The organism is Pseudoalteromonas sp. APC 3893 (assembly GCF_030408095.1).
Classification (GTDB): domain Bacteria; phylum Pseudomonadota; class Gammaproteobacteria; order Enterobacterales; family Alteromonadaceae; genus Pseudoalteromonas.
Genome location: NZ_JASDCD010000011.1, coordinates 26181 through 51097 on the forward strand (window position 1 = coordinate 26181; position 24917 = coordinate 51097).

Below are 24917 nucleotides of genomic sequence, written 5' to 3' on the forward strand. Positions count from 1 at the left end.
TTGAGTAATTTACCGGTCATATTTTTAATGGGTCCAACGGCTGCAGGAAAAACTGCGCTGGCTATTGAACTTTGTCAGCATTTAAATACCGAAATAATCAGCGTCGATTCAGCCTTAGTGTATAAAGATATGGACATTGGTACGGCTAAGCCAAATGCGCAAGAGCTGGCTTTAGCACCACACCACCTAATTGATATTATTGACCCTGCCCAAAGTTACTCTGTGGCAGATTTTCGTCGTGATGCGATTGAAAAAATTGATCAATTTCATAAACAAGGTAAAGTGCCGGTGCTAGTAGGCGGTACTATGATGTATTTTAAATCGCTAATAGATGGTTTATCGCCGCTTCCTGAAGCTTGCCCTAAGGTACGTGCTGAGCTTGAAGCACAGGCAAATGAACATGGTTGGCCAGCACTGTATAAAGAGCTTGCAGAAGTAGACCCACAAGCGGCAGAAAAAATGAGCGAAAACGATTCTCAGCGCATTAACCGTGCCTTAGAAGTCTATCGTTTAACTGGTAAAACCATGACGGAGCTGCAAAAAAGTAAGCAGCCAAGTTTACCCTATACGTTCCATCAATTTGCTATCGCACCGGATGATCGGGCTGATTTGCATGAACGTATTGCACAAAGATTTAAAATAATGCTTGATGAGGGGTTTGAAAAAGAAGTTTCATCCCTATATCAACGTAAGGATTTACACCCAAACTTACCTTCTATTCGTTGTGTAGGTTATAGACAAATGTGGGATTACATTGCTGGCGAAACTGACTATGATGACATGGTGTTTCGCGGTATTGCAGCAACTCGACAACTTGCAAAGCGTCAATTGACGTGGTTGAGAAGCTGGCCCGATGTAACTTGGTTAACTACGGGTGATGAAGAAAACTTGCAACGTGTTGTAAGTTCGCTAAGCTAGTAGTAGTTGAATATTTTTTAGCTTTGTTAAATGAGTTCAGCCACTTAATTATAATAACACCTAGAACGAAGGATAATAACATGGCAAAAGGCCAATCGTTACAAGACCCATTTTTGAATGCGCTACGTCGTGAGCGTATTCCAGTATCAATCTTTTTGGTAAATGGCATCAAGCTACAAGGTAAGATTCAGTCATTTGACCAATTTGTAATTTTACTAGAAAACACCGTTAATCAAATGGTGTACAAACATGCAATTTCTACAGTAGTTCCTGCTCGTGCAGTAAACTTCCAAGGTGTTCAAGGAAGTGAAGAAGGTGAAGAGCAGGCTGAACCTGGAAATTTTTAAATTAGGAGCGTAATGCTTGTTTGACCGTTATAAAGCCGGCGAACAGGCAGTCTTAGTCCATATTGACTTTCCTCAAGAAGGAGATCGTGAAGATCTTCATGAACTGGAAATGTTAGTATCTTCTGCTGGTGTTAGCAGTTTGGCGGTTGTGCAAGGCAGCCGTCAAGCACCACATCCGAAACTATTCGTCGGTAGCGGTAAAGCAGAAGAAATTGCTGAGATTGTCAAAATCCACAATGCAGATGTCGTCATATTCAACCATCAACTCAGGCCATCACAAGAGCGCAATTTAGAACGCGTTTGCCAATGTCGTGTACTTGATAGAACGACCCTTATTTTAGACATATTTGCCCAACGCGCACGTACCCATGAGGGTAAATTGCAAGTTGAGCTGGCGCAACTGCGTCATATGTCGACCCGATTGATCCGAGGTTGGACTCACCTTGAGCGCCAAAAAGGCGGTATAGGATTACGTGGTCCTGGTGAAACTCAGCTCGAAACCGATAGACGTTTACTGCGAGTGCGTATTCAAAGTATTCGTGCGCGTTTACAAAAAGTGGCAGTGCAACGTGAGCAAGGCCGCCGCGCGCGTAATCGTAACGAAATACCGACCGTATCGTTAGTGGGTTATACCAATGCGGGTAAATCTACGTTATTTAATCGTATTACTAATTCAGATGTTTATGCGGCCGATCAGTTGTTTGCAACACTCGACCCCACTCTTCGTAAGCTCGAAATTGGTGATGTTGGCTCGGTAATATTAGCCGATACGGTTGGCTTTATTCGTCATCTACCCCATGACTTAGTTGCCGCATTCAAAGCGACATTAACGGAAACCCGTGAAGCAGATTTACAGTTGCATGTAGTCGATGTAGCTGATGGGCGTCGCAAAGAGAATATAGAACAGGTACAATCGGTGTTAAAAGAAATTGAAGCCGATGAAGTACCGCAATTACTGGTTTATAATAAAATTGATGCACTTGAAGATGTTTCACCGCGTATAGATCGTGATGACGAAGGTGTGCCAATTAGAGTTTGGCTGTCTGCACATAGTGGGGCAGGCTGTGAGTTATTGTCAGAAGCCATTAGTGAGTTACTGGCGAAGAAAATGTTCGCACACACACTTAAACTTGCACCGCAGTATGGGCGTTTACGCGCCGCGCTATTTAACTTAAATGCAGTGCATGAAGAAGACTTTGATGAACAAGGGCAGTGGATATTAACCACGCGTATGCCAATGGTTGAATGGAACAAATTAAAGAAAGAATTTGGCCCAGAAATCGACTCATTTATTTTATGAAAGTAAAAATCTACTACACATTGTCGTTTTTAGTATGAGAATGGCCTTATATTTGGTAGATTTAACACAATTACCTAAATTATTTAGATAACAATGGAGTATAGCTATGGCCTGGAATGAACCGGGTAATAATGGCAATGATAAAGATCCGTGGAACAAAAAAGGCGGACGTGATCAAGGCCCACCTGATTTAGACGAGGTGCTGCGTAAGTTCAGCAGTAAGTTTGGCGGCTTATTTGGCGGTAATAAATCCGGCAAAGATGGTGGTGGACTTGGTGGAGCAGGGCTTTCGTTCGTGCTTATCATTGCTGTAATTGTATGGGCATTAAGTGGTATCTACACTGTTAAAGAAGCCGAGCGTGGTATTGTTTTACAGTTTGGTAAATATGACCGCATTGCAGATCCAGGTCTACGTTGGAAAATGACCTTTATTGAAACGGTTATTCCAGTTGATATTGAAGCGGTACGTTCACTACCTGCATCAGGCTTTATGCTAACTGAAGACGAAAACGTAGTAAGCGTTGAGTTTGAAGTGCAATATCGTGTTATTGACCCGCACCTTTACAAGTTTAGCGTAACAGATGCAGATCACAGCTTACAACAAGCGCTTGATAGTGCTTTACGTTATGTTGTTGGTCATTCTAAAATGGATCAAGTACTTACGCGTGGTCGTGAAGAAGTTCGTCAAAATACATGGGATGAACTGAATCAAATAATCGAACCTTATAACCTAGGTTTAATTGTAACTGACGTTAACTTTAAAGATTCTCGTCCGCCGGCTGAAGTTAAAGATGCATTTGATGATGCTATTGCTGCACAAGAAGATGAAGAGCGTTTTATTCGTGAAGCAGAAGCGTATGCTCGTGAAATTGAACCGCGTGCTCGTGGTCAAGTAACACGTATGACGCAAGAAGCTGAAGGTTATGGCGAACGTATTATTTTAGAAGCGCAAGGTGAAGTAGCTCGTTTTGAGAAACTATTACCAGAATATCAAGCAGCTAAAAGAGTAACGCGTGAACGTTTATACATAGATACAATGCAAGAAGTGCTAGGTAGCAGTTCTAAGGTGTTAGTAGATGTCAAAGGCGGTAATAACATGATGTATTTACCTCTTGATAAAATCATGGAAAAACAAGGTACTGCTACACGCGTAGCGTTACCAAGTTCAAGTGATATAAATGACTTACGTAACAAAATAAACACATCGCGCAATAGCACTGTGAACTCAAGTTCAGACCGCTTTGCAGCTGATCGCTTTAACGACGGGAGATAAGCGTAATGAAAAACTTTAGTTTAGTTCTATTATTAGCTGCCGTTGTATTGTCATTTTCGTCAGTATTTGTGGTGCCTGAAGGGCAAAAAGCAATCGTAATGCTTTTTAGCAAAGTACAAAAAGACAGTGATGATAAAGCGATTGTGTATAACCCAGGGTTACAGTTTAAAGTACCTTTCTTTAGCCAAGTACGTCGTATTGATGCGCGTATTCAAACTTTAGATGGTGCGCCGGATCGTTTTGTTACTAGCGAGAAAAAAGACTTAATCGTTGATTCGTTCGTGAAGTGGCGTGTAAATGACTTTAGTGCGTTTTACTTACGTGCGCGTGGTGACAAGCAATACGCTGAAACACTGCTTAAGCAAAAAGTAAATAACGGCCTTCGTACTAACTTTGGTTCGCGTACTATTCGTGAAATCGTATCTGGTGAGCGTAGTGAATTAATGGAAGAAGCGTTAGTTCAAGCGTCTGAAAGTGCGCAAGAGCTAGGCATTGAAGTACTAGATGTTCGCGTTAAGCAAATTAACTTACCATCAGAGGTGAGCAACTCAATTTACCAACGTATGCGCGCAGAGCGTACTGCTGTGGCAAAAGAGCACCGTTCTGAGGGTCAAGAAAAAGCCGAAACAATTCGTGCTGAAGTTGACCGTCGTGTCACGGTAATGCTTGCTGATGCAGAGCGTAATGCACGCTCAGTACGTGGTGAAGGTGACGCGCAAGCTGCTGCTATTTATGCCAATGCTTATAATAAAGACGCTGAATTTTTTAGTTTTGTACGTTCATTAGAGGCTTATAAAAAGACCTTTAAAGGCAAGCAAGACGTGATGGTGTTATCGCCAGACAGTGACTTCTTTAAATATATGAAAGGGGCTGCTGCGCAGTAGTCTTTCTTTTCATATAGATCAAATCCAAACCCTGTGTATGCAGGGTTTTTCTTTTAGTAAAACGAATTTTTATGAATAACTTAATGTTATTCAACCAGTTAATTTTTATTCTGGGTGATGTATTTATCGCACGCAGAAAAAATAACCTAAACGGGGTGATCTTTGCCCTCATTTTCTGGTAAAATCTCGTCCTAATTTTTTCTAAGTGAATTTACAATGGGTAAAAACGTTGTTGTACTAGGCACCCAATGGGGTGACGAAGGTAAGGGTAAGGTAGTTGACCTCCTTACAGACAAAGCATCTTTAGTAGTTCGATACCAAGGTGGCCACAATGCTGGACACACTTTAGTGATCGGCGGTGAAAAGACAGTTTTACACCTTATTCCATCGGGTGTATTACGTGACAATGTTAAGTGTGTGATTGGTAATGGTGTAGTTGTATCACCAGAAGCGCTTATGAAAGAGATTGGCATGCTTGAAGAACGTGGCGTACCAGTACGCGATCGTTTACTAATAAGCGAAGCATGTCCGCTAATTTTGCCTTTCCACATCGCATTAGATGTAGCCCGTGAAAAAGCACGTGGTAATAAAGCTATCGGTACTACTGGTCGTGGTATTGGTCCAGCTTATGAAGATAAAGTAGCCCGTCGTGGTTTACGTATTGGTGATTTATTCAACCCTGAATTATTCGCTGCAAAACTTAAAGAAGTATTGGAATACCATAACTTCACATTAGTTAACTACTACAAAGTAGATGCAGTTGATTTCCAACAGACTTTTGATGATGCAATGGCTGTTGCTGATATTCTTAAAGCGATGGTTGTTGATGTTACTGAATTACTTGATCAAACTCGTCTTGCTGGCGATAACATCTTGTTTGAAGGTGCACAAGGTACATTACTTGATATCGATCACGGTACTTACCCGTATGTAACCTCATCTAATACTACCGCTGGTGGTGTTGCTACAGGTGCAGGCTTTGGTCCATTAAACCTTGATTACGTACTAGGTATTATTAAAGCATACACGACTCGTGTAGGCTCGGGTCCTTTCCCAACAGAGCTTTACGACGGTGTTGAAAAGCAAGATGAAGTGGGTAAGCACTTAGGCACAGTGGGTCATGAATTTGGTGCAACGACTGGTCGCTTACGTCGTACTGGTTGGTTAGATGCAGTGGCTATGCGCCGTGCGGTTCAAATCAACTCAATCACTGGTTTTTGCTTAACTAAACTAGACGTACTTGATGGCTTAGAAACACTTAAGATTTGTACTGGTTATAAGCTTGAAGATGGCACTGTTACTAACGTAACACCGCTTGCAGCTGAAGGTTACGAGAAAGTAACACCAGTATACGAAGAAATGCCAGGTTGGTCTGAAAACACAGTCGGCGCAACGTCTGTTGATCAGTTACCACAAGCAGCGCTTGATTACATCAAACGTATCGAAGAAATCACAGGTGTACCTGTTGATATTATTTCTACCGGCCCAGATCGTGTAGAAACTATGGTATTACGCAGCCCGTTTGCATAAATACTGTTAGAACTAAAAAAGCTGCCTAGTGCAGCTTTTTTTGTGTCTTTATTTCAATATGGAACGATCTTTGTATAAACTTTATTAAGATGGTTTTAAATTTAAAGTGACCTAAATGCGTTTGTTGTCTTGTTTTTCATTAGTGGTGTTATCAATGCTGCCTGTAAGTTATGTCAAAGCTGATGAGCCCTTAGCGGCTGTGCCTTTGTATACTGAAACAGAGCTGTTGGCATTGATCAATAAAAACGCTCACTTAGCGCGCGTGAAGGCAGATGATTGCCAGTTGGTACAAGATATTGAAGCCAGAGCCAATAAAATGGCACTGCCGTCTTATCAGTTTTTATATGGCGATATGTTGGCATATGCTGTGTGTGTTGATCGTAATGTGGAGCTCGGTGTTTATTATATGCGCCAAGCTGCAAACCAAGGTTTGGCTGCGGCATTAGAGCAACTTGGTCGCTATTATGATATTGGCCGTTTAGTACAAAAAGATAAAGCAATGGCGATTACTTACCTACGAGAAGCCTCTGCACAAGGTAATTTAAAAGCTCAATTAAGGTTAGTGAAACTATTTAACGATGGCTTTGGTAGCCCTCGAGATTATGAAGACGCCTACCGATGGCTGTTTCATGCCATGGTTGCTGACAAAGCAACTCATAAAAAAATAGAGCGTGCACTGAGTCAGCTAGCACAAAAAATGCCTGGCAGCGTGGTTGAGCGTGCTCGCTTACCTATGTAACTAGATTATTATAATTAAAATAAACTTAATCGGTATCCGTTTGACAAGATTAGCGCCTACCTATATTGTGATGGTATATCATATCCAAGTTATTGATTTTCATAAATTTTAAATCATTTCTTAACCTCTTTGTAATTCAAAATAACCGTTACAGTCATAAACCCTCTTTATTATTTACTCGCACATTAACTCACACCCTATCGGGTTTACGATTCTATTAATAACATAGAGACGGAATTTATAATGAAAATCAATAAAATTGCGACTGCAATTGGTTTTACATTGGCAATATCTGCAACAGTGAATGCAGGTGTTTTACCGCAAAGCCAAGTACAAAGCCAATGGTACGAAAGTGCTCAAGCTACTCTTGCGCAAAAGCAAAGTCAGGCTCAAGAAGAACAACTAACTAAAGCTAAAAATGTGATCTTGTTTGTGGGTGACGGTATGGGGGTATCTACTCTTACTGCTGCCCGAATCTTAGCTGGACAACGTGACGGCCAATTGGGTGAAGAAGGTTTACTGAGTTTTGAGGAGTTCCCTTATTCTGCTCAAGTCAAAACTTACAATGTTGATGCGCAAACACCGGATTCAGCAGGCACCATGACGGCAATGGCATCAGGTGTTAAAACAGATGTAGGCGTGATTGGGGTAAATGAGAATATTGAACGAGGTGACTGCACTACTGTGTTTGGTAATGAGCTAATTACTACAACTGAGCTTGCTGAAATTAAAGGTTTAGCGACTGGTGTGGTATCAACCGCGCGCATTACTCATGCAACGCCTGCTGCTACTTATGCAAAATCTGCAGATCGTAATTGGGAAGATGTATCAGATATGCCTGAAGGTGCTGTTACAGCAGGCTGTGAAGATATTGCATCACAGCTAGTTAATTTTGAAAAAAATGTTGAAGCTCGCTTTTTAGGCACTGATATTGATGGGATTGACGTCATTATGGGCGGTGGCCGTCGCCACTTCTTGCCAAAAGATGCGGCATTCAACTCTACTGATGCTGTCAGTTCTGTTGAAGGTGACCGTACTGATGAACGTGATTTAACGGCTGAATGGCAAGCTAACTACCCTGATGGCCAGTATGTGATGGATAAAGCAGGGTTTGAAGGGATATCAGCTGATACTAAACAAGTTTTAGCCTTGTTTAACGAATCCCATATGCAATACGAAGCAGACCGTGAAAACGATATCGCTGGCGAGCCCTCGCTTTCTGAAATGACAGCAAAAGCTATCGATATTCTAGATAATAACGAAAAAGGCTTCTTCTTAACCGTTGAATCTGGACGTATCGACCATGCGCATCACGCAGGTAATGCTTATAACGCATTAAACGATACCATTGAATTTGCTAAAGCCGTTCAAGCTGCGGTTGATAGTACTAACCCAGAAGAAACGCTTATTTTAGTTACCGCCGATCACAGCCATGTATTCACTATCGCAGGCTATCCTAAACGTGGTAATCCAATCTTAGGCAAAGTCGTTGCAGTCGGTAGTGAAGAGCCAAGCCTTGCGTCAGATGGTATGCCATATACCACTTTAGGCTACGCAAATGGTTTAGGATATCGAGATTTAGGTGACGAAACAGATGCGGATGCAGCTTATAGCGAAGCGCCTGTCGTTGGCCGAGTAGACTTATCGGCTATCGATACTAACTCAGCGGGTTTCCACCAAGAAGTGACAGTACCACTTGGTTCTGAAACTCATGCCGGAGAAGACATTTCACTTCATGCAAAAGGACCGGGCGCACAACTTGCTCAAGGTGTTGTTGAGCAAAATGTGATTTTCCACTTGGTTAATCAAGCACTCGAATTAATTGAACAATAATGGCGGCTAACATGAACAAATTAAACCTATTATCTTTAGCTGTTGTAGTCGCGCTTGCGGGCTGCTCGGATGATGACGATAACGATTATAAAACTCTGGTTGTGAATAACACTTTACCTGTTGGTTCACAGCAATGTGTTAATGGTGGTACAGAGACGCTTGAAGGTGAAGATACTAACCGTAATGGTGAGCTTGATGCTGATGAAGTATTAGAGACTAACCTAAACTGTAACGATCCAGCATCGTCATTGACACCACAGCAGCTAGTTAATTTATCAACTAACCAATGGTTTAAAGATGCAAAAGTAAAAATGGCCACGAGCCAAGAGAACATTGCAGGGATAGTCAAAGAGTCAGGTAAAGCAAAAAATATAATTTTGTTTGTTGGCGACGGCATGGGTGTATCAACGGTAACCGCAGCACGTATTCTTGCTGGTCAACAGGAAGGAAAAATGGGTGAAGAGCACCTATTAAGCTTCGATACTATGCCGTTCTCTGGTTTTGCTAAAACGTATAATGTAGATGCACAAACTCCGGATTCAGCAGGTACCATGACAGCAATGGCGTCGGGTGTTAAAACAGACGTAGGCGTTATCGGTGTTGATGAAGACATCGAACGCGGCGACTGTTCAACGGTTGCTGGTAATGAGCTTATCACCGCGACTGAACTTGCTGAAATTAATGGTTTAGCAACAGGCATAGTATCGACTGCTCGCATCACCCATGCAACGCCTGCAGCGACATATGCAAAATCTGCAGACCGTAACTGGGAAGATGTATCCGATATGCCTGAAGATGCCGTAACAGGTGGATGTGAAGACATCGCTTCGCAGCTTGTTAACTTTGAAGCAAACTTAGAAGCACGTTTTGCAGGTGTTGATGTAGACGGCCTTGAGGTTGTAATGGGTGGTGGTCGTCGTCATTTTTTACCTAAAGATGCAGCGTTTAACTCAGCAGATGCTGTAAGTGCCGTCGAAGGCGACCGCACCGATGAGCGTAATCTAATCACAGAATGGCAAGCTAAATATCCAACCGGTCAATACGTAATGGACCAAGCTGGATTTAATAACCTAGACACAGAAACCGCGACACAAGTATTTGGTTTATTCAATGAATCTCACATGCAATATGAAGCTGACCGCGGTAATGACATTGCAGGTGAACCATCATTATCAGAAATGACTGCTAAGGCTATTGACGTGTTAGACAATAACGACAAAGGCTTTTTCTTAACTGTGGAGTCGGGTCGTATTGACCACGCGCACCATGCAGGGAATGCTTACAATGCGTTAAATGACACCATTGAATTGTCAAAAGCTGTTCAGGTAGCTATGGATAAAACCAGTATCGAAGATACCTTAATCATTGTTACTGCAGATCACAGCCATGTATTTACTATTGCTGGATACCCTAAACGCGGTAATCCAATTTTAGGTAAAGTGGTTGCAGTTGGCAGTGAAGAGCCAAGCCTGGCAGCAGATGGCATGCCATATACTACAGTTGGTTATGCTAATGGCCTAGGTTTTAGAAATTTAGGTGACGAAACCAACGCTGATGCTGCTTATCTTGAAGCCCCTGCTGTGGGTCGTTACGACCTAACCGCAGTAGATACAACAAGTGCTGGCTTCCATCAAGAAGCCGCTGTACCACTGGGTTCTGAAACTCACGCTGGTGAAGATGTGGGTGTGTATGCAATTGGTCCTGGTGCTCACCTTGTTACCGGTACTAACGAGCAAAGCTACTTGTTCCATGTTATGGACTACGCGGCTGACCTTGTTAAAAATGCCGATGCAAAGCTAGCAAACTAAACGACACTAATAATAACTTTAAGAGCAACTCGCCCGAGTTGCTCTTTGTCATAAATCTGCCAAATCAACGCTATACAGTATTAGCATTATCTAATTGAAAAAGAGAACCCCGTGAAATTAGTAATTTTGTCTTTGGCGCTATTAAGCCCATTAGCCAGTGCTGCACAATGCACAATCGATAGCCAATATATGCAAGCGAGTTATAAAGTAAGCCAACAACATGAGGTTGACACAGCTGTCCACACGCAGCAATTTACTTTGTGGCGAACACTCTCTCAAGCGGCTCAACAAGATGAGCAACTAGTTGAAGTTTGGCAGCAGTTGAGTAACCAACAACTTAGACCTATTCGCTACTTTGTACAAGATAAGCGTGGTATTGAATACCAACCCTCAGAAGTAAAAGCAAAGCAGAACTTTAGTAGCAAGCAGCAATTAGTCAGTGATGAGTTACTGGCTAAAATGACACTGCAAAGTGAGCGCGGAGAAGGGTGCGATAAAGTACAAAAATACAGCTTAAAACAAGCCGATACGACAATAGAAGTGTCATGGGTTGTAAACAAAAAGTTACTTGAATCAATGCACATTACTAAGCCGACAGGAAGCCAAACAATAATTTTGCAATCGGTTAGTTTTGATAAGCAAACCGTGCAACAGCAGTTTGCCGTTTGGGATAACTATCAAACCACAGACTATGCTGATATTGGTGATAACGAAAGCGATCCGTTTTTAGCTAAAATGATCAACCTAGGTTTTATCGAACATAGTGCTCCAGGTTTTTATGATACCAACGGAAAAACACTCAAAGGTGGGCATCACCATAGCCACCATTAAGCCAACCAATTAGGAGGATTAAAACTGGCAAAAAATGTGTTCATCCATTAACTTTAAAGTATCAACATCAAACTATGAGTGAACCATGAGCACACACAACAAAAATCACCCTCACGGCGTGTTTTGCTGGTCAGAGTTATGCACGCACAATTGGGCGGAAGGTAAGCGTTTTTACACTGAGTTATTTAACTGGGATAGCGACGATCAGCCAATTGGTGATGATTTATATTACACCATGTTGCAAAAGCAAGGCGATGATATTGCAGCAATGTACCAAATGCCTGATGATCAAAAAAGTTCTGGTATCCCCAGTCATTGGTTAGCTTATATTGCGGTTGAAGATATTGATAGTGTAGCTGAAAAAGCCAAGCAACTTGGCGCTGAAGTTATTGCAGGCCCACATGATATAATGGATGCTGGGCGAATGGTTTTACTCAATGAGCCCGGCGGCGCTCTATTTGCATTGTGGCAAGGTAAGCAACATAAAGGGTGTCAGCGCTTAGGTGAGCTAAACACACCTTATTGGCATGAGTTAGCAAGTCGAGATAGTGCAAAAAGCGGTGACTTTTACTGTCAGTTATTAGGTTGGGAAAGTGAAATTAAGCCAATGGAAGGTATGGACTACACTTTGTTTAAAGTAGCCGGCGAGCCGGTTGCAGGTATGATTCAAATGACCCAAGAGTGGCCTGAAGACATCCCTGCACATTGGATGATTTATTTAGCCGTTGCAGATTGCGATGAGTCTGCTAGCAAAGCACAGCAACTCGGTGGCGAAGTGTGTGTGCCACCTACAGATGTTCCTGAAGTTGGTCGTTTCAGTGTAATCACTGATCCGCAAGGTGCGGTATTTTCAATCATGACTTCAGCAATGGGTGACGTTAAATGCGGCTAATTTGAGCATGATTTTTTATAAATTTATCCAAATAAGCGCTGCGGCGCTTTTTTTATTTTTGTTTGCCCCAAGTTCATCATTATCATTATTTTCTGGGACTAATTTATGACTAAGCACGTGGTTATTACAGGCGCAAATAGAGGGATAGGCTTAAATTTATGTCAACAATACCAAGCAGCAGGCTATCATGTTACAGCTGTTGTTCGCCAAGTAAGTGAAGAACTAAAGGCACTTGGTGTAACTATTATCAGCAATATTGACGTTGCTAATGAAGGTGATATTGTCGCCCTACAAAGTCAATTACATGGTTATAAAATTGACCTACTTATCAATAATGCGGGCGTATTTAGTTACGAAAGTATGGCTGATATGGATTTTGCTGCAATAAACCAACAGCTCGCCGTGAACGCCGTGGCACCAATCCGTGTTACCCATGCATTGATCCATAGTTTAGGTATAGACGCTAAAGTGGCGATGATCACCAGCCGTATGGGCTCTATTGCAGATAATGGTTCTGGTGGCTACATTGGCTACCGTATGTCTAAAGCGGCGTTAAATGCAGCATCGGTGAGTTTAGCGCATGAACTTAAAGGTAAAAAAATTGCAGTGGGATTATTTCATCCAGGCTTTGTACAAACTCAAATGGTTAATTTTGCTGGCGATATTTCACCAGAGCAAGCGGCAGAGCGCTTAACTAAACGCATAGATGAACTTAACCTTCAAAACAGTGGTGGCTTTTGGCATTCAAATGGCGAAACACTTCCTTGGTAGTCATTTGCTAATTGCCTTACTTATTGATTCAACAGTTAGTCGCTTAAAGTCACTAACTGTTGAAATCTTTCACTAATTTTGATCTTATTCTTTGCTATAATCGTTCTATTAACAGCCGTACTTTGAGAACCGCACATGGAATTAGAGCAAGATAGTAATTTAACCCTTCCATTATTTTTGTTTGATGAAACATTAAGTGAACGTGATTTAGAAACCCCTGACTTATTACTGACGATCGTATTGGATGATGAGCTGTTAACTCAACTGTGTCAAAATCCAAGCGCAGATAGCAGCGTTGCTATCACTGTGAATAGCTATCAGCTAGAAGCCGTTAATCAAACGTTTGCTGACATTATTGATACAGAGCATGATGCGCAATTAACCCTCACTCATGGACCATTGCTAAGCGCAGTACTGAACACGCAAAAAGAGACAACATTTGTTTCGCCACAAATGGACATGATGCCTACGTTTGATTTAGGCGATGAGGACGAAGAATAATATGAAAAAATCGCTTATTTTAAGCATTATCATAATTTTAAGTGGTTGTGCTTACTTAGGCGCAGCGCATTATGATGAATTATTTGGCCCCGAACAAATACAGCAACGAATAGTCGAGCACGACACCGGAGCTGGCGCTGAATTTTTACAGCACGTACAGCCAGTACTCGACACTCGCTGTGTTGTATGTCACGGCTGTTATGATGCCCCTTGCCAATTAAAGCTTTCATCTCCAGAGGGAATTGACCGCGGCCTAAGTAAAGAATTAGTTTATGATGGTACACGTTTACTCGCATCTAACCCTAGCCGTTTACTTTATGATGCAGCAGATACTGCAGGTTGGCGTGAAAAAAACTTTTCGCCGGTACTTAATGAACGTGCTCAAAGTGAAGAAGCCAACCTTGCTGGTAGTGTTTTATACAATAGCTTAGTGTTAAAAATGAGCTCACCTTTACCTGAAGATGAAGTGCTTGGTGATGAATTTGACTTTGCCCTTGATCGGTCTCAAACGTGTGCCAGTATGGGGGAGTTTGACCGTTTAGCGGACAGTCAGCCACATGCAGGTATGCCGTATGGATTACCGGGGATTTCTCGTAGTGAATTTAAACATTTAGAAAAATGGCTTAAAAATGGCGGCAAGATGGCGCATATTGAAGCACCCAGTAAAAATGTTATAGCGCAGGCACAGCGCTGGGAAAGCTTTTTAAATCAAGATAGCTTAAAGCATCAATTAACTGCTCGCTATGTTTATGAGCATTGGTATTTAGCACATATTTATTTTGTTCAAGATGGTGAAAAGAGTTTCTTTAAACTCGTTCGTTCAAGTACACCTCCCGGTGAAGATATAAAACTAATCAATACGCGTCGTCCATATGACGACCCTAAAGTTGAACGTGTTTATTATCGCTTAATGCATGAGCGCTCAACTATTCTTGCTAAAACACATTTACCACTGGCATTAAACGACACCAAATTAGCTCGGTTATATACGCAATTTATCCAGCCTGAGTATCAGGTTAGTAAAATGCCAAGTTATAAGCCAGAGGTAGCATCTAATCCATTTAAAGTTTTTGCCGCAATGCCGGTCAAGTCAAAATACCAATTTATGCTGGATGAAGCTGAATTGATTATTATGGGCTTTATTAAAGGGCCTGTATGTCGTGGTCAGATTGCATTAAATGTTATAAACGATCATTTTTGGGTGGCGTTTGCAGATCCAGATAAAGCAGCCACACCACAAGTGGAGCAAATGTTATTGCAGCACGAAGATGCACTAGCACTACCAGCGGCAGAAGAAAGCAATGCGTTGCCTATTTCAAGCTGGGTTAAGTATTCAAAGCGCCAAAGTACTTACCTAGAAGCAAAAGTTAAGCTAGCCAATGAAATGTTTGAAAATGGTGAGCATTTAACTACCGACGCTTTATGGCGTGGTGAAGACGTTAACGATAATGCTGCATTAACTATTTTCCGCCATTTTGATAGTGCAACAGTTGTAAAAGGCTTAATAGGGCAAGAACCAAAAACAATGTGGATACTGGATTACGCATTGTTTGAGCGTATTCACTATTTACTGGTTGCAGGGTTTGATGTGTACGGCAATATTGGCCACCAACTCGTTACTCGTTTATATATGGATTTTTTAAGGCTCGAAGGCGAACAAAACTTTTTAGCCCTACTGCCTAAGCTGCAGCGCCAGGAGTTAAAAGCCAATTGGTATCGTAAATCACCAACGAGCTTAACTAACTTTTTCAAAAGTGGTGAAAGCTTTGGCCAAACAACCGGTATTGAATACCAAACTCAAGATCAACAACATGAGTTATATGGCTTAATTAAACAGACATTGAAACCTGTGCTTAGCCCTCGCTATGACTACACTAAGGTGCCTGAGCCGTTGCATAAATTTAACAACATGCCGGCAAAAGCGATTAACTTATTACCACAAATTTCATATGTGTTAGTTAAAGACGGTGACTCTGAGCATGAGGCTTACACCCTTATTCATCACAATGCTCATTATAATATTTCAAGTTTGTTAAATGAAGAAGGTCAGCGCGCCTATGATGAAGACACGCTCACTATCGTGCCTGGTTTTATTGGTGATTACCCAGAGGCTATTTGGTATTTAAATAATCAACAGCAAGTTGAAGCCTTTGCAGAGCAGCTACCGCTAATGCAAGTTGAGGCTGATTACAGAGCCTTGAAGAGCAAATTTGCCATACGCCGAACTCACCCGCAGTTTTGGCAATACAGCGATATACTACATAATGTTGCAAAGCAATATCGTGGTATAGAGTACGGCTTATTTGATTATAACCGTTTAGAAAACCGTTAATTGTAACTGTTCTAAATAAACCCCGTAAAACACGGGGTTTATTTTTTCCTGATAGAAAATGTCACTTTTTTATAGCTAAGCTACAATTAAGTAAATTAATTTATGGGTGCGCTATGTTGCAAGTCATTGCTAATATTCGATCGCGATACCGCTTGGCTTTATTGGTTATTGCCATTCTTAGCTGTGCGACAGCGCTACTTCTGCAATCTTTAATTTCAATTCAAAAAGATGATGCTCAAGTAATTAATGTGGCGGGTAAGCAACGAATGCTCTCACAAAAGATTGCGTGGTATGCAAACACAATGCACCAGCACAATACTTTGCAGCATAAAAAGTCACTGCAGCAAGCCGCAAGAGATTTCAAATATGGTCATCATTTTTTAATAAAAAAAGCAGAGTCAGGTGAATACTTATATTTAGATGATGCGCTTATTAGTCATTATTATTCACCTGAGAGTAAGCTTGCTGAGCAAAGTGAACAATTTTATGCCGCAGTAGCATTATTTTTGCAATCAAATGATCTATCTTTAATTCCTGAGGAGTTTGAGGTTGATGAGGTTGAGATATTTCTCAAGCAGTTAGACAAGGCCGTTAGTTTATTCGAGCAACAAGCAAAAGATAAAGTTACCTTAATTTCATATATTGAACTTGGGTTCTGGCTGGTAACGTTATGTTTATTATTCATTGAGTTGAAACTTATTTTTCAACCAATGGAAAAGCACATCATGACAACTTTAGATAAGTATCAGCAACAAAAACAACATGCAGAATTAGTTAGTCAAACTAAAGAGCGTTTTATTGCAAGAGCAAGCCATGAATTTAGAACCCCATTACAAGGGCTTATAAATGCAATTAATGAATTAGAAACTAGTACGAGCCAGCAAACACTAAAGCAGCAAGCACAATATTGCTCAAGCCGTTTATTAAATATTTTAGATGAACTACATGAAGCTCAATTGCTCAGTTCTGGGCAGTGGCAACTGACTCCTGTTAAAAGTAATTTATTAGAAACCCTTGAAGCGGTTATTCATTCCTACCAGTTTAGCTATCAGCAAAATAGCATTGAGCTAGTTAAGGACTTATCGGCAGAGCTTAATTGCACTGTTGAATTAGATCATCGCCGTTTACAACAAGTATTGGGTGAATTACTTAACAATGCGCTTAAATTTACCAAAGTCGGTCAAGTGGTTGTTTCAGCATCGCTGCCTAATCATCAGCAACTGTTACTCACAGTCAGTGATACCGGTATTGGTTTTTCTAAGCAGTACCCTTACTTATCAACACTGCTAGAAATACAAGATACTCATTTCCAAGGAATGCAAATGGGGTTAGCGCGAGTGCAGCATATATTACGTGCGCAAAATGCAAATATTGAGTTTATAGATAAAGAGCCTACGGGCGCTTTGGTGAGTATTGTGTTGCCTGTTTGTATCACTCAGGAGCAGGGGGAGACTAGCCAATTACCGCATAAATTGCATTGCCTAATAGTTGAAGACAATCCATTAAATGCGATGATTTTAAATGGCATTTTAAAAGCCATTAATTATACCTCGGATCTGGCCGAGAATGGTCTAATTGCAACGGGTAAAGTTGCAGATAGTAATTATGATGTAATTTTTATGGACTTGAATATGCCTGTTATGGACGGCTTTCGAGCGATAGATATTATTCGTCAGGAGCTAAGTTTAGCAACCCCCATTATTGTTGTTACGGCGAATACCTCACAAGCTGATTTGGAAAAGGCTTATCAGCTGGGAGCCGATGGGCATGTTTATAAACCAATCAACAATGACACCATTAAAAAAGCCCTTATAGATGTACTAAATAAGGGCTAACCAAGGATTGGGTATTACAAAAGTTAGTGTTTTACTTTTATATCGCCGACACCGACTTCAATTTTAATAGTGTGAGTACCATTACCAGAGTATTCACTTTCAGAACTGACCATTTTACGGCTGGTTTTAGCATCACCTGTTAAGCCAGAAATACGAGTATCACCAACACCACTATCAAGGTTAATGTATTTGTAATCGTCACTTTGGCTATCAATACGAACGGCGCCCACGCCCACTTTAATGTCTGCACTGTTAGTAAAATCATTAATTTCAATATCACCAACACCTAAGTCTACATTAACCGCTAAACTACGTGGAACACTCACTAACCAGTTTTGTTGCACGTCGTCGTTATCCAAGCTTAATGTGAGTTCACTTGCTGTTTGTTTGCTATCAAGGGTTAGCTCATCAAGGTTATCTGTATTATCAAACCAACCGTTGTTTTTATCTTCGAGCTCAATAGATATTTTTATTTCATTGCCATCATGGGTATTAATTTCAAGGCTGCCTACCGGAAAGCTAATATCAAGTGTTTGCTGAGTATCGACTGTAAAGTTGCGTTTAATTTCGTGCTCAACCTTAGCGTTTACAGTAGCACTCATAAATACTGTAAATGCAGTTAACAATAAAATCTTTTTCATAACGTGGCCTGTTGTTTGAATGTATTTATTAATTAGTCGCAAGGGGGGTCATAAAAGGTTTAAAACAAAACAAATAATTTTATCAGTGGTAAAAGCTAGCCAAGTAATAATTTGTCGGGTATTTTCAGTTTATACAAAGATAAAGAGGGCTGCTGGTGGCATTTATACAACTACAAACAGTAACTGCTAAACTACAAGGTGCAGGGCAAAATAGTTACCAACTTAATAATTTAAACTGGCAAGTACAAAGCGGTCAGCATTGGTTGTTAATTGGTGGTAACGGCGCGGGGAAGTCTGCCATTACAGCTGCTTTACTCGGTTATGCGCAACTGATAACGGGTGATAGACAGTGTACATTTGAGCGTATGGAGTTGGTTTCATCAGATATGCAAAAGCAGCTAATTAACGCTGAGTTACAGCAAAATCAAGATGACATAACCGATGGCTTAATTGCAGCTAGGCTTGTAAAAGATATCATTTATGAAAATGCAGATAGCGTCTTTTTTGATAATGAATTATGTCGGCAGTTAATCGATATCTTTTCATTTTCTTCATTACTAACCCAGCGCTTGCGAGCTTTATCAACCGGTGAAACACGCAAACTTATGTTGATCAAAGCATTGAGTAATCGCCCAGAGTTTATAGTGCTTGATGAACCCTTTGATGGCTTAGATACTGCCAGTACTGCGGCGCTTAATGATATTTTAGCGCAACTTAGTCGCAGTATAACCATGGTATTTGTACTCAACCGCTTGGACGAAACCCCAGATTTTATCAGCCATTATGGCTACGTGGTTGATGGTCAATTACAGCAACAATTAGCTCAGCCAAACGATACGCAGCGAGATGACTTATTTAAACTGCTGCATTTACAGCATACAGACTTAACCATCCCTGAAAAAGACCCTGCAAACAGTCCGCCGATTTTCACAGGTGACGTACTCGTAAAGCTGTGCCAAGCAAAAGTAAGCTATGCGAATAAAACTGTGTTTAGTAACTTGGATTGGACAATCGAAGCCAAGCAACATTGGCAGCTAAGTGGTCAAAATGGCTCAGGAAAAACCTGTTTACTTAACTTGATCACTGGCGATAACCCGCAGTGCTACAGCAATGATATTGAAGTATTTGGTTTTAAGCGTGGTAGTGGCGAAAGTATTTGGCAGATCAAACAGCATATCGGCTATATTTCAAATGCGTTACATATGGACTACCGAGTTGGAGTGTCTGCTTTAAACACTATCGTATCGGGCTTTTATGACAGTATCGGGCTTTACCAAAAAGCTAGCGACAGCGAAATTAACACCGCACAACGGTGGCTGGAGTTACTGGGCTTAACTGATTACAAAAACACTGCGTTCACACAACTATCGTTTGGTGACCAGCGCATGTTGCTGATTGCCAGAGCTATGGTTAAGCACCCAACTTTACTTATTCTTGACGAACCCTGTTTAGGGCTGGATGAAGCAAATCGGCAGCGCGTACTACTGCTGATTGAAAAAATATGCGCCGCACAAAGCAGTACGGTTATTTATGTAAATCACCACGCCAACGACAAAATAGCGGGTATAGAGCATTATTTAAAAATGGAAGATTTTAGGTAAAGAAAAGGTTCTAGGGGCTAGGTGCTAGGAAAAGCCAGAGCAACTCGGCGTTAAATTTACCACCGTGGGTTGTGGTTGAGAGCAACGAAACCCAACAGTGAATATTTAAAACCAAAGCTGTGTTGACTGCTACCCCCAAGTTACGAAATGGGGGGGCAACCTATTAAATCCACTCTTTTTAGATTACATAAATGCTTGAGTTTAGTTACCCAAGCTTTTAAACCGTTCATTGGTATTTTGCAAATCAATGATGTGTCTGCTCCGCTTATATTTCATTGATGAGTGATGGGATTTGGTCTATTACTGTACATGGTAACTGGCGCATTACTTTTGAATTTATTGATGGTAGTACATATATTCTCAACTATGAGGACTATCACTAATGACTATGTATAATCCGCCGCATCTTGGAGAGTTTATCATTGACGTATATCTAGAGCCTTCCGGCTTAAGTTGTCGTTATTTGGCTAAACAACAAATTAACATTGAGTAATGTTCACGCAGTAAACTTTGCGATGGCATAAAAATATAATCAGGTAGCCGGAGGTATGTAGCCTCTCCAGCTCTACACGCTCACCTTGCAATTTATTTTATGTATACGAAACAAGTGCTGCATGGTTTTACCCTCTAAAGCGCAGCGCCTCTTAATCTCTTTGTGAATAATTTACTTAAATTTTTTGGTACCAAGAGTAATGAATGAGCAAGAGCTGGCATGCTTAAATAACCTCTCAGCCCATAGAAGTGCTAAAAATTGGCTAGATCAACTAAATTTTGGTTAATATCCTATTGCTTGGTTTGGTTAGTGCTCCATAGGCCTTATTTTATAAGGTGAAGAGAAGTGGTTCAATTTTTGCTACTTTAAAATCAATCAAATCATTTAACAGGATAAAAAAATGAATAAATCACTTACTGCTACACTTTTAATTGCTTTATCACTCTTGCTCTATACACAATTTTCAGAATTAGCATATAAATTTGGATTTGCGGAACTGAAGTTAGTTGCTGTGCTAGAAAATCCAGATAAAATGAAAGTTAAGTGTGACGCTTACTCACTTGGTTTTTTTGATGAAATCAAACTTCAAAATAAGTATCAAAAATGTATTAATGAGTATGAAGCCCAAGGTTATGAACTAATCAGTAGAAGTGATAGGTAATAGTATTAGCACCGGGCTGTCAGTTAAAAAGATGGCCCTTTTATCACCTTCTGAGGCCACAAGTTTTAGACATCATGTTATTGACTGACTGTTTCCGCTTTACAGTTATCTGGCAAACCACTATTGGAAATTACATAAACGCTTTAGTTAATAAGCTACCTAAGTGTTTATTTTGCTCATTAGTGTTGCATATAAGTAGGTCGTGCTTTAGCGCGTTAATCTCAAAAAGCCAAACTGACGACCTACACTAGAGGGAGGATTTATAAGCGGGTAACGGTTATACCTTGCTCTTTAAACTGTTTTAACAAACCGTGTTGCTCAGGTAAGTGCAGGGCACCTACGGCAATAAATAACTGCTCTTTAGCTAGGCGTGGAGTGAGTTCTTCTACCCAGTTGTTGTTACGTTCTATCAGCATAACTTGTTCGCTGATTTCGCCGTAGTTACTGTCATCAAAGCTTTCGTTGTAATACTTGGTTAAAGTGTCCATATCACCATTTTTCCATGCATCTACAAGCGTAATAAAATAGGTTTCAACATCGGCGAGTTGCTCAAAGGTTTCTTCGATCATTTCATTGCTTAGCAGTGACATATGGTTAAACATTTCCATTTGATACTCTAATGTTTCAAGCTCACCAATTTGCTTGTTTTTAGTTTTAGCGTAAGCAAGTACTTGCTTATCAATGCCTGTTTGATCTGAAAAACCTGCATTTTGAAACTCCATTTGCATCATGGTGACCATCACAGCCCACGGTGCAAGGTTGTCAAACATCGCTATATCGATTGATTTGTTACTAAAGTACTTTTTTAGCTTGCTGTAGTTTTGTTCGGATAACTCGCTTTTTAAGGTTTTACCATTTTTTAGCATCATAAATGGCATTGAGCGGCGCTGCATTTCCATTGGACTAATTGCGCTGATATCGACCTCGACAATCACTTTATCTGTTGCATCAATCGCTTTGGTTACTTTACTCGGTAAACCTTTCATACTGCTATCGCCAACATGTACAGTGCCAAATAAATACGATTTCACACCGTTTTTTTCAAGTTGCCAAAGGCCGGGTTCCGCATGGCTGGCAAAGCTAAGTGTGAGTAAAATAGCTAAAATAAAGTAGCTACTGATACGCTGTGTGAAGTTCATAATTATCCTTATTGCTGAGTTGCTACTGCAATCATATACCTAAGTACCTTAATTAAGCGAGTAGTTGTTATTTTATTGCAAACTGCTTTTTGTTTCTGATATAGCTTATTTCAAATTTTGTCATTTAAATATATCAAAAGTTTATGCAAGTTATGCTAAAAATGAATCAAACCGTGAAATGGTTATTACTAGGTATGAATTATCAATAAATGGTTATATCTGAAAATTCAATTCATAATTAGCTGAATTTTGAATTTTTAAACCAGTAAATTCAATTGTTATAAGCTTTTTTAGATTGTTTTTAGGGTTGACTTAAGGCGGGCATCGCGGTACTAATAGATAAAGACAGCGAGGATGAAAACGCTCCTGCGCTAATTAAACAAATTTACGGTATTTATTACATGCTTACAAACGCACTAAACCTAGTCCTTATTAACGTCGTGGTGATTATTATTACCGCGGGGGCTACTTAGTGCTTTAAATATTGTAAAGCATTATAAAAGCCCTCCGCACTTAACCAGTCGGGGGGTTTTTTAGTTTCAGGTTTAGAGAAAGTAATAGCACATAATGTCACTGAGGAATGAGGATTTATTAATGACAGGCGCAGAACTAACAATCGACTTATTAGCCAAGCATGGCGTAAATGAAGTATTTGGTTATCCAGGTGGTGCCATAATGCCAATTTACGACGCCCTGTATGGCGCGCCAGTGAAGCATTATTTGACTCGTCATGAGCAAGGAGCAGGTTTTGCAGCGGTAGGATTTGCGCGTAGTACGGGTAAGTTAGGCGTGTGTTTTGCTACATCGGGCCCTGGGGCAACTAACTTAATTACAGCTCTTGCCGATGCGATGATGGACTCAGTGCCGCTTTTAGCTATCACTGGGCAAGTACCCACCGCGGCAATTGGCTCTGATGCTTTTCAAGAAATCGATGTGTTAGGTATGTCGTTATCATGCACCAAGCATAGTTATATGGTTGAGCGGGCAGAGGATTTAGCTGAAATTTTACAAGAAGCTATGCATCTTGCGCAAAGCGGCCGTCCAGGGCCCGTGCTTGTGGATATTCCAAAAGACATTCAGTTAGCGCAAGTGCCTTTTCATCCTTGGCTGGCTGCTGACGATTATTTACCGCAGTTAGACCTAAACCAAGTGGCAATTGCAAACCAGTTATTGAGCGAAGCTAAGCGACCTGTAGCGTATGTTGGTGGTGGCGTACAAAGTGCCGGTGCACAAAATGAGTTAATGCAATTTTTAGAAAAAACGCAAATGCCAGCTGTTTCAACATTAAAAGCATTGGGCAGCGTATTACCCGATTATGAATATGACTTAGGCATGCTAGGTATGCATGGTGGTCAAGCTGCAAATTTAGCGGTACAAGAGTGTGATGTACTAGTATGTATAGGTGCTCGCTTCGATGACCGTGTAACTGGTAATTTAAGTAAGTTTGCAGCCAAAGCAAAGGTGATTCATTTAGATATTGATGTGGCCGAAGTAGGTAAGCGAAAGCCTGCTAAAGCATCTTTAATTGCAGATTTAAAAACATCGTTGCCGCAACTTGAGTGTTTTGTAACGCAACAAGCATGGTTAGTGCACACTAAAGAGATGATGGTTAAACATGCGTGGCGTTATGATTACCCCGGTGAAAAAGTATTTGCACCGTATTTACTAAACCAACTTAGTCAGCGCATGCCTAAAACTGGCGTAGTATGTTGTGATGTAGGCCAGCACCAAATGTGGGTTGCACAACATATGAAGTTTAGCCATCCGAGTAATCATTTAAGCAGTGGTGGTGCGGGCACTATGGGCTTTGGTTTACCAGCGGCAATCGGTGCGCAAGTCGCGCGCCCAGATGATTTTGTGATCACCGTTTCTGGTGATGGTTCAATCATGATGAATATTCAAGAGCTTGCGACTATTCGTCGTAATAATTTACCGGTAAAAATATTAATACTTGATAACCAACGTTTAGGTATGGTGCGCCAATGGCAAGAGCTATTTTTTGATGGCCGCTATAGTGAAACGAACCTATCAGATAACCCAGACTTTGTGCAGTTAGCTGCGGTATTTGGCATTCCAGGACAAACAATTACCCATGCAAATCAAGTGGATGATGCAATTACCGCATTAGTGAATAGCACAGGTCCGTACATAGTACACGCCTGTATAGATGATAAAGAAAATGTATGGCCATTAGTACCACCAGGTGCTGCTAACGATGAAATGATGACGGAGAGTGCAAAATGAAACACAGTTTAACAGTGACTTTAAAAAACCAGAGTGTGGCCGTTGAGCGTTTTTTGCGTGTTGTGCGTCATCGTGGTTTTGATTTAACCCATTTACAGATCAACTTAGACGACGGCCACTATCAAGTAGAAATGACAGTCGATAGCGATAAACCAGTCTACTTACTAACAACACAACTGGCTAAATTAGTTGACGTAAAGCAGGTGATGCTACAAAGCGTACAGCAACAGCAAGCAATGTAGTTTGCATTAAAAAATCAACAGGGTTAGAGGGTATTTACCCTCTAACAGTAAAAAAAATTAAAGAATGAGGAACAGCCTTGCGGCTGCAAATACTGAGGTAAC

General features: G+C 40.8%; 21 protein-coding genes and 1 pseudogene. 20 read left to right on the top strand and 2 right to left on the bottom strand.

The features are described from left to right. The 15 genes from miaA (at position 1) to QMA12_RS13255 (ending at position 17794) form a co-directional block, all read left to right on the top strand. Entirely contained in the window at positions 1-918 is a 918-nt protein-coding gene (miaA, locus tag QMA12_RS13185; protein WP_087532706.1) for a tRNA (adenosine(37)-N6)-dimethylallyltransferase MiaA, read from the top strand. A gap of 80 nt (positions 919-998) precedes the next feature. Then, complete coding sequence (gene hfq, locus QMA12_RS13190) at positions 999-1265, top strand: RNA chaperone Hfq (RefSeq protein ID WP_087532705.1); 267 nt, start codon at positions 999-1001, stop codon at positions 1263-1265. 16 nt (positions 1266-1281) lie between these two features. Further along, positions 1282-2565 (top strand): ribosome rescue GTPase HflX, encoded by a 1284-nt coding sequence (gene hflX, locus QMA12_RS13195; protein WP_290209391.1) that lies wholly within the window; start codon positions 1282-1284, stop codon positions 2563-2565. 106 nt (positions 2566-2671) lie between these two features. Beyond that, the gene (gene hflK / locus QMA12_RS13200) at positions 2672-3838 is read left to right on the top strand and encodes an FtsH protease activity modulator HflK (protein WP_087532703.1); all 1167 of its coding nucleotides are present in this window, start codon (positions 2672-2674) and stop codon (positions 3836-3838) included. Positions 3839-3843: 5 nt separating this feature from the next. Beyond that, on the top strand, positions 3844-4722 hold the full coding sequence (gene hflC / locus QMA12_RS13205; protein WP_087532702.1) for a protease modulator HflC: 879 nt from the start codon (positions 3844-3846) through the stop codon (positions 4720-4722). A 216-nt stretch (positions 4723-4938) separates the two neighbouring features. Further along, on the top strand, positions 4939-6252 hold the full coding sequence (locus QMA12_RS13210; protein ID WP_087532701.1) for an adenylosuccinate synthase: 1314 nt from the start codon (positions 4939-4941) through the stop codon (positions 6250-6252). A 115-nt stretch (positions 6253-6367) separates the two neighbouring features. Beyond that, positions 6368-6991, top strand: coding sequence for a tetratricopeptide repeat protein (locus QMA12_RS13215; protein WP_087532700.1), 624 nt, complete (start codon positions 6368-6370; stop codon positions 6989-6991). 243 nt (positions 6992-7234) lie between these two features. Beyond that, positions 7235-8824, top strand: coding sequence for an alkaline phosphatase (locus tag QMA12_RS13220; protein WP_087532699.1), 1590 nt, complete (start codon positions 7235-7237; stop codon positions 8822-8824). Positions 8825-8835: 11 nt separating this feature from the next. After that, a complete protein-coding gene (locus tag QMA12_RS13225) occupies positions 8836-10632 on the top strand; it encodes an alkaline phosphatase (RefSeq protein WP_290209392.1) in 1797 nt (598 codons plus the stop codon). 111 nt (positions 10633-10743) lie between these two features. Continuing rightward, on the top strand, positions 10744-11463 hold the full coding sequence (locus QMA12_RS13230; RefSeq protein WP_087532698.1) for a hypothetical protein: 720 nt from the start codon (positions 10744-10746) through the stop codon (positions 11461-11463). Positions 11464-11548: 85 nt separating this feature from the next. Next, positions 11549-12355 carry a VOC family protein gene (locus tag QMA12_RS13235; protein WP_290209393.1) on the top strand — a complete coding sequence of 269 codons (807 nt, stop codon included), beginning with the start codon at positions 11549-11551 and terminating at the stop codon, positions 12353-12355. Between the two features lie 105 nt (positions 12356-12460). After that, a complete protein-coding gene (locus QMA12_RS13240; protein ID WP_087532696.1) occupies positions 12461-13126 on the top strand; it encodes an SDR family oxidoreductase in 666 nt (221 codons plus the stop codon). A gap of 135 nt (positions 13127-13261) precedes the next feature. After that, a complete protein-coding gene (locus QMA12_RS13245; protein ID WP_087532695.1) occupies positions 13262-13627 on the top strand; it encodes a hypothetical protein in 366 nt (121 codons plus the stop codon). Position 13628: 1 nt separating this feature from the next. Then, a complete protein-coding gene (locus QMA12_RS13250; protein ID WP_290209394.1) occupies positions 13629-15959 on the top strand; it encodes a fatty acid cis/trans isomerase in 2331 nt (776 codons plus the stop codon). Positions 15960-16072: 113 nt separating this feature from the next. Continuing rightward, on the top strand, positions 16073-17794 hold the full coding sequence (locus QMA12_RS13255) for a response regulator (protein ID WP_087532693.1): 1722 nt from the start codon (positions 16073-16075) through the stop codon (positions 17792-17794). 23 nt (positions 17795-17817) lie between these two features. On the opposite strand, the gene QMA12_RS13260 is transcribed toward QMA12_RS13255, so the two are convergent. Continuing rightward, positions 17818-18435: a hypothetical protein gene (locus QMA12_RS13260; protein ID WP_290209395.1), complete on the bottom strand. Its 618-nt coding sequence runs from the start codon at positions 18433-18435 to the stop codon at positions 17818-17820. A 155-nt stretch (positions 18436-18590) separates the two neighbouring features. On the opposite strand from QMA12_RS13260, the gene modF reads away from it, so the two are divergent. The 3 genes and pseudogenes from modF (at position 18591) to QMA12_RS13275 (ending at position 21190) form a co-directional block, all read left to right on the top strand. Further along, positions 18591-20036: a molybdate ABC transporter ATP-binding protein ModF gene (gene modF / locus QMA12_RS13265; protein ID WP_290209396.1), complete on the top strand. Its 1446-nt coding sequence runs from the start codon at positions 18591-18593 to the stop codon at positions 20034-20036. Between the two features lie 287 nt (positions 20037-20323). Then, positions 20324-20419: pseudogene (locus tag QMA12_RS13270) on the top strand (type II toxin-antitoxin system RelE/ParE family toxin); the annotation flags it as partial. A gap of 510 nt (positions 20420-20929) precedes the next feature. After that, complete coding sequence (locus QMA12_RS13275) at positions 20930-21190, top strand: hypothetical protein (RefSeq protein WP_290209397.1); 261 nt, start codon at positions 20930-20932, stop codon at positions 21188-21190. A 260-nt stretch (positions 21191-21450) separates the two neighbouring features. On the opposite strand, the gene QMA12_RS13280 is transcribed toward QMA12_RS13275, so the two are convergent. Next, positions 21451-22329, bottom strand: coding sequence for a TraB/GumN family protein (locus QMA12_RS13280; RefSeq protein WP_290209398.1), 879 nt, complete (start codon positions 22327-22329; stop codon positions 21451-21453). A gap of 594 nt (positions 22330-22923) precedes the next feature. On the opposite strand from QMA12_RS13280, the gene ilvG reads away from it, so the two are divergent. Both ilvG and ilvM read left to right on the top strand, forming a co-directional pair. Then, a complete protein-coding gene (gene ilvG, locus QMA12_RS13285; protein ID WP_290209400.1) occupies positions 22924-24573 on the top strand; it encodes an acetolactate synthase 2 catalytic subunit in 1650 nt (549 codons plus the stop codon). Next, entirely contained in the window at positions 24570-24815 is a 246-nt protein-coding gene (gene ilvM / locus QMA12_RS13290; RefSeq protein ID WP_087532686.1) for an acetolactate synthase 2 small subunit, read from the top strand. Before ilvG ends, ilvM begins: the two co-directional genes overlap by 4 nt. The last annotated feature ends 102 nt before the right edge of the window (positions 24816-24917 follow it).

What these genes read in the sequence shown, in the direction of transcription:
- hfq (WP_087532705.1), top strand. Translation starts at nt 999, where the DNA reads ATGGCAAAAGGCCAATCGTTACAAGACCCATTTTTGAATGCGCTACGT.
- hflK (WP_087532703.1), top strand. Translation starts at nt 2,672, where the DNA reads ATGGCCTGGAATGAACCGGGTAATAATGGCAATGATAAAGATCCGTGG.
- hflC (WP_087532702.1), top strand. Translation starts at nt 3,844, where the DNA reads ATGAAAAACTTTAGTTTAGTTCTATTATTAGCTGCCGTTGTATTGTCA.
- QMA12_RS13210 (WP_087532701.1), top strand. Translation starts at nt 4,939, where the DNA reads ATGGGTAAAAACGTTGTTGTACTAGGCACCCAATGGGGTGACGAAGGT.
- QMA12_RS13215 (WP_087532700.1), top strand. Translation starts at nt 6,368, where the DNA reads ATGCGTTTGTTGTCTTGTTTTTCATTAGTGGTGTTATCAATGCTGCCT.
- QMA12_RS13220 (WP_087532699.1), top strand. Translation starts at nt 7,235, where the DNA reads ATGAAAATCAATAAAATTGCGACTGCAATTGGTTTTACATTGGCAATA.
- QMA12_RS13225 (WP_290209392.1), top strand. Translation starts at nt 8,836, where the DNA reads ATGAACAAATTAAACCTATTATCTTTAGCTGTTGTAGTCGCGCTTGCG.
- QMA12_RS13235 (WP_290209393.1), top strand. Translation starts at nt 11,549, where the DNA reads ATGAGCACACACAACAAAAATCACCCTCACGGCGTGTTTTGCTGGTCA.
- QMA12_RS13240 (WP_087532696.1), top strand. Translation starts at nt 12,461, where the DNA reads ATGACTAAGCACGTGGTTATTACAGGCGCAAATAGAGGGATAGGCTTA.
- QMA12_RS13245 (WP_087532695.1), top strand. Translation starts at nt 13,262, where the DNA reads ATGGAATTAGAGCAAGATAGTAATTTAACCCTTCCATTATTTTTGTTT.
- QMA12_RS13250 (WP_290209394.1), top strand. Translation starts at nt 13,629, where the DNA reads ATGAAAAAATCGCTTATTTTAAGCATTATCATAATTTTAAGTGGTTGT.
- QMA12_RS13255 (WP_087532693.1), top strand. Translation starts at nt 16,073, where the DNA reads ATGTTGCAAGTCATTGCTAATATTCGATCGCGATACCGCTTGGCTTTA.
- QMA12_RS13260 (WP_290209395.1), bottom strand. Translation starts at nt 18,435, where the DNA reads ATGAAAAAGATTTTATTGTTAACTGCATTTACAGTATTTATGAGTGCT.
- QMA12_RS13275 (WP_290209397.1), top strand. Translation starts at nt 20,930, where the DNA reads ATGAATAAATCACTTACTGCTACACTTTTAATTGCTTTATCACTCTTG.
- QMA12_RS13280 (WP_290209398.1), bottom strand. Translation starts at nt 22,329, where the DNA reads ATGAACTTCACACAGCGTATCAGTAGCTACTTTATTTTAGCTATTTTA.
- ilvG (WP_290209400.1), top strand. Translation starts at nt 22,924, where the DNA reads ATGACAGGCGCAGAACTAACAATCGACTTATTAGCCAAGCATGGCGTA.
- ilvM (WP_087532686.1), top strand. Translation starts at nt 24,570, where the DNA reads ATGAAACACAGTTTAACAGTGACTTTAAAAAACCAGAGTGTGGCCGTT.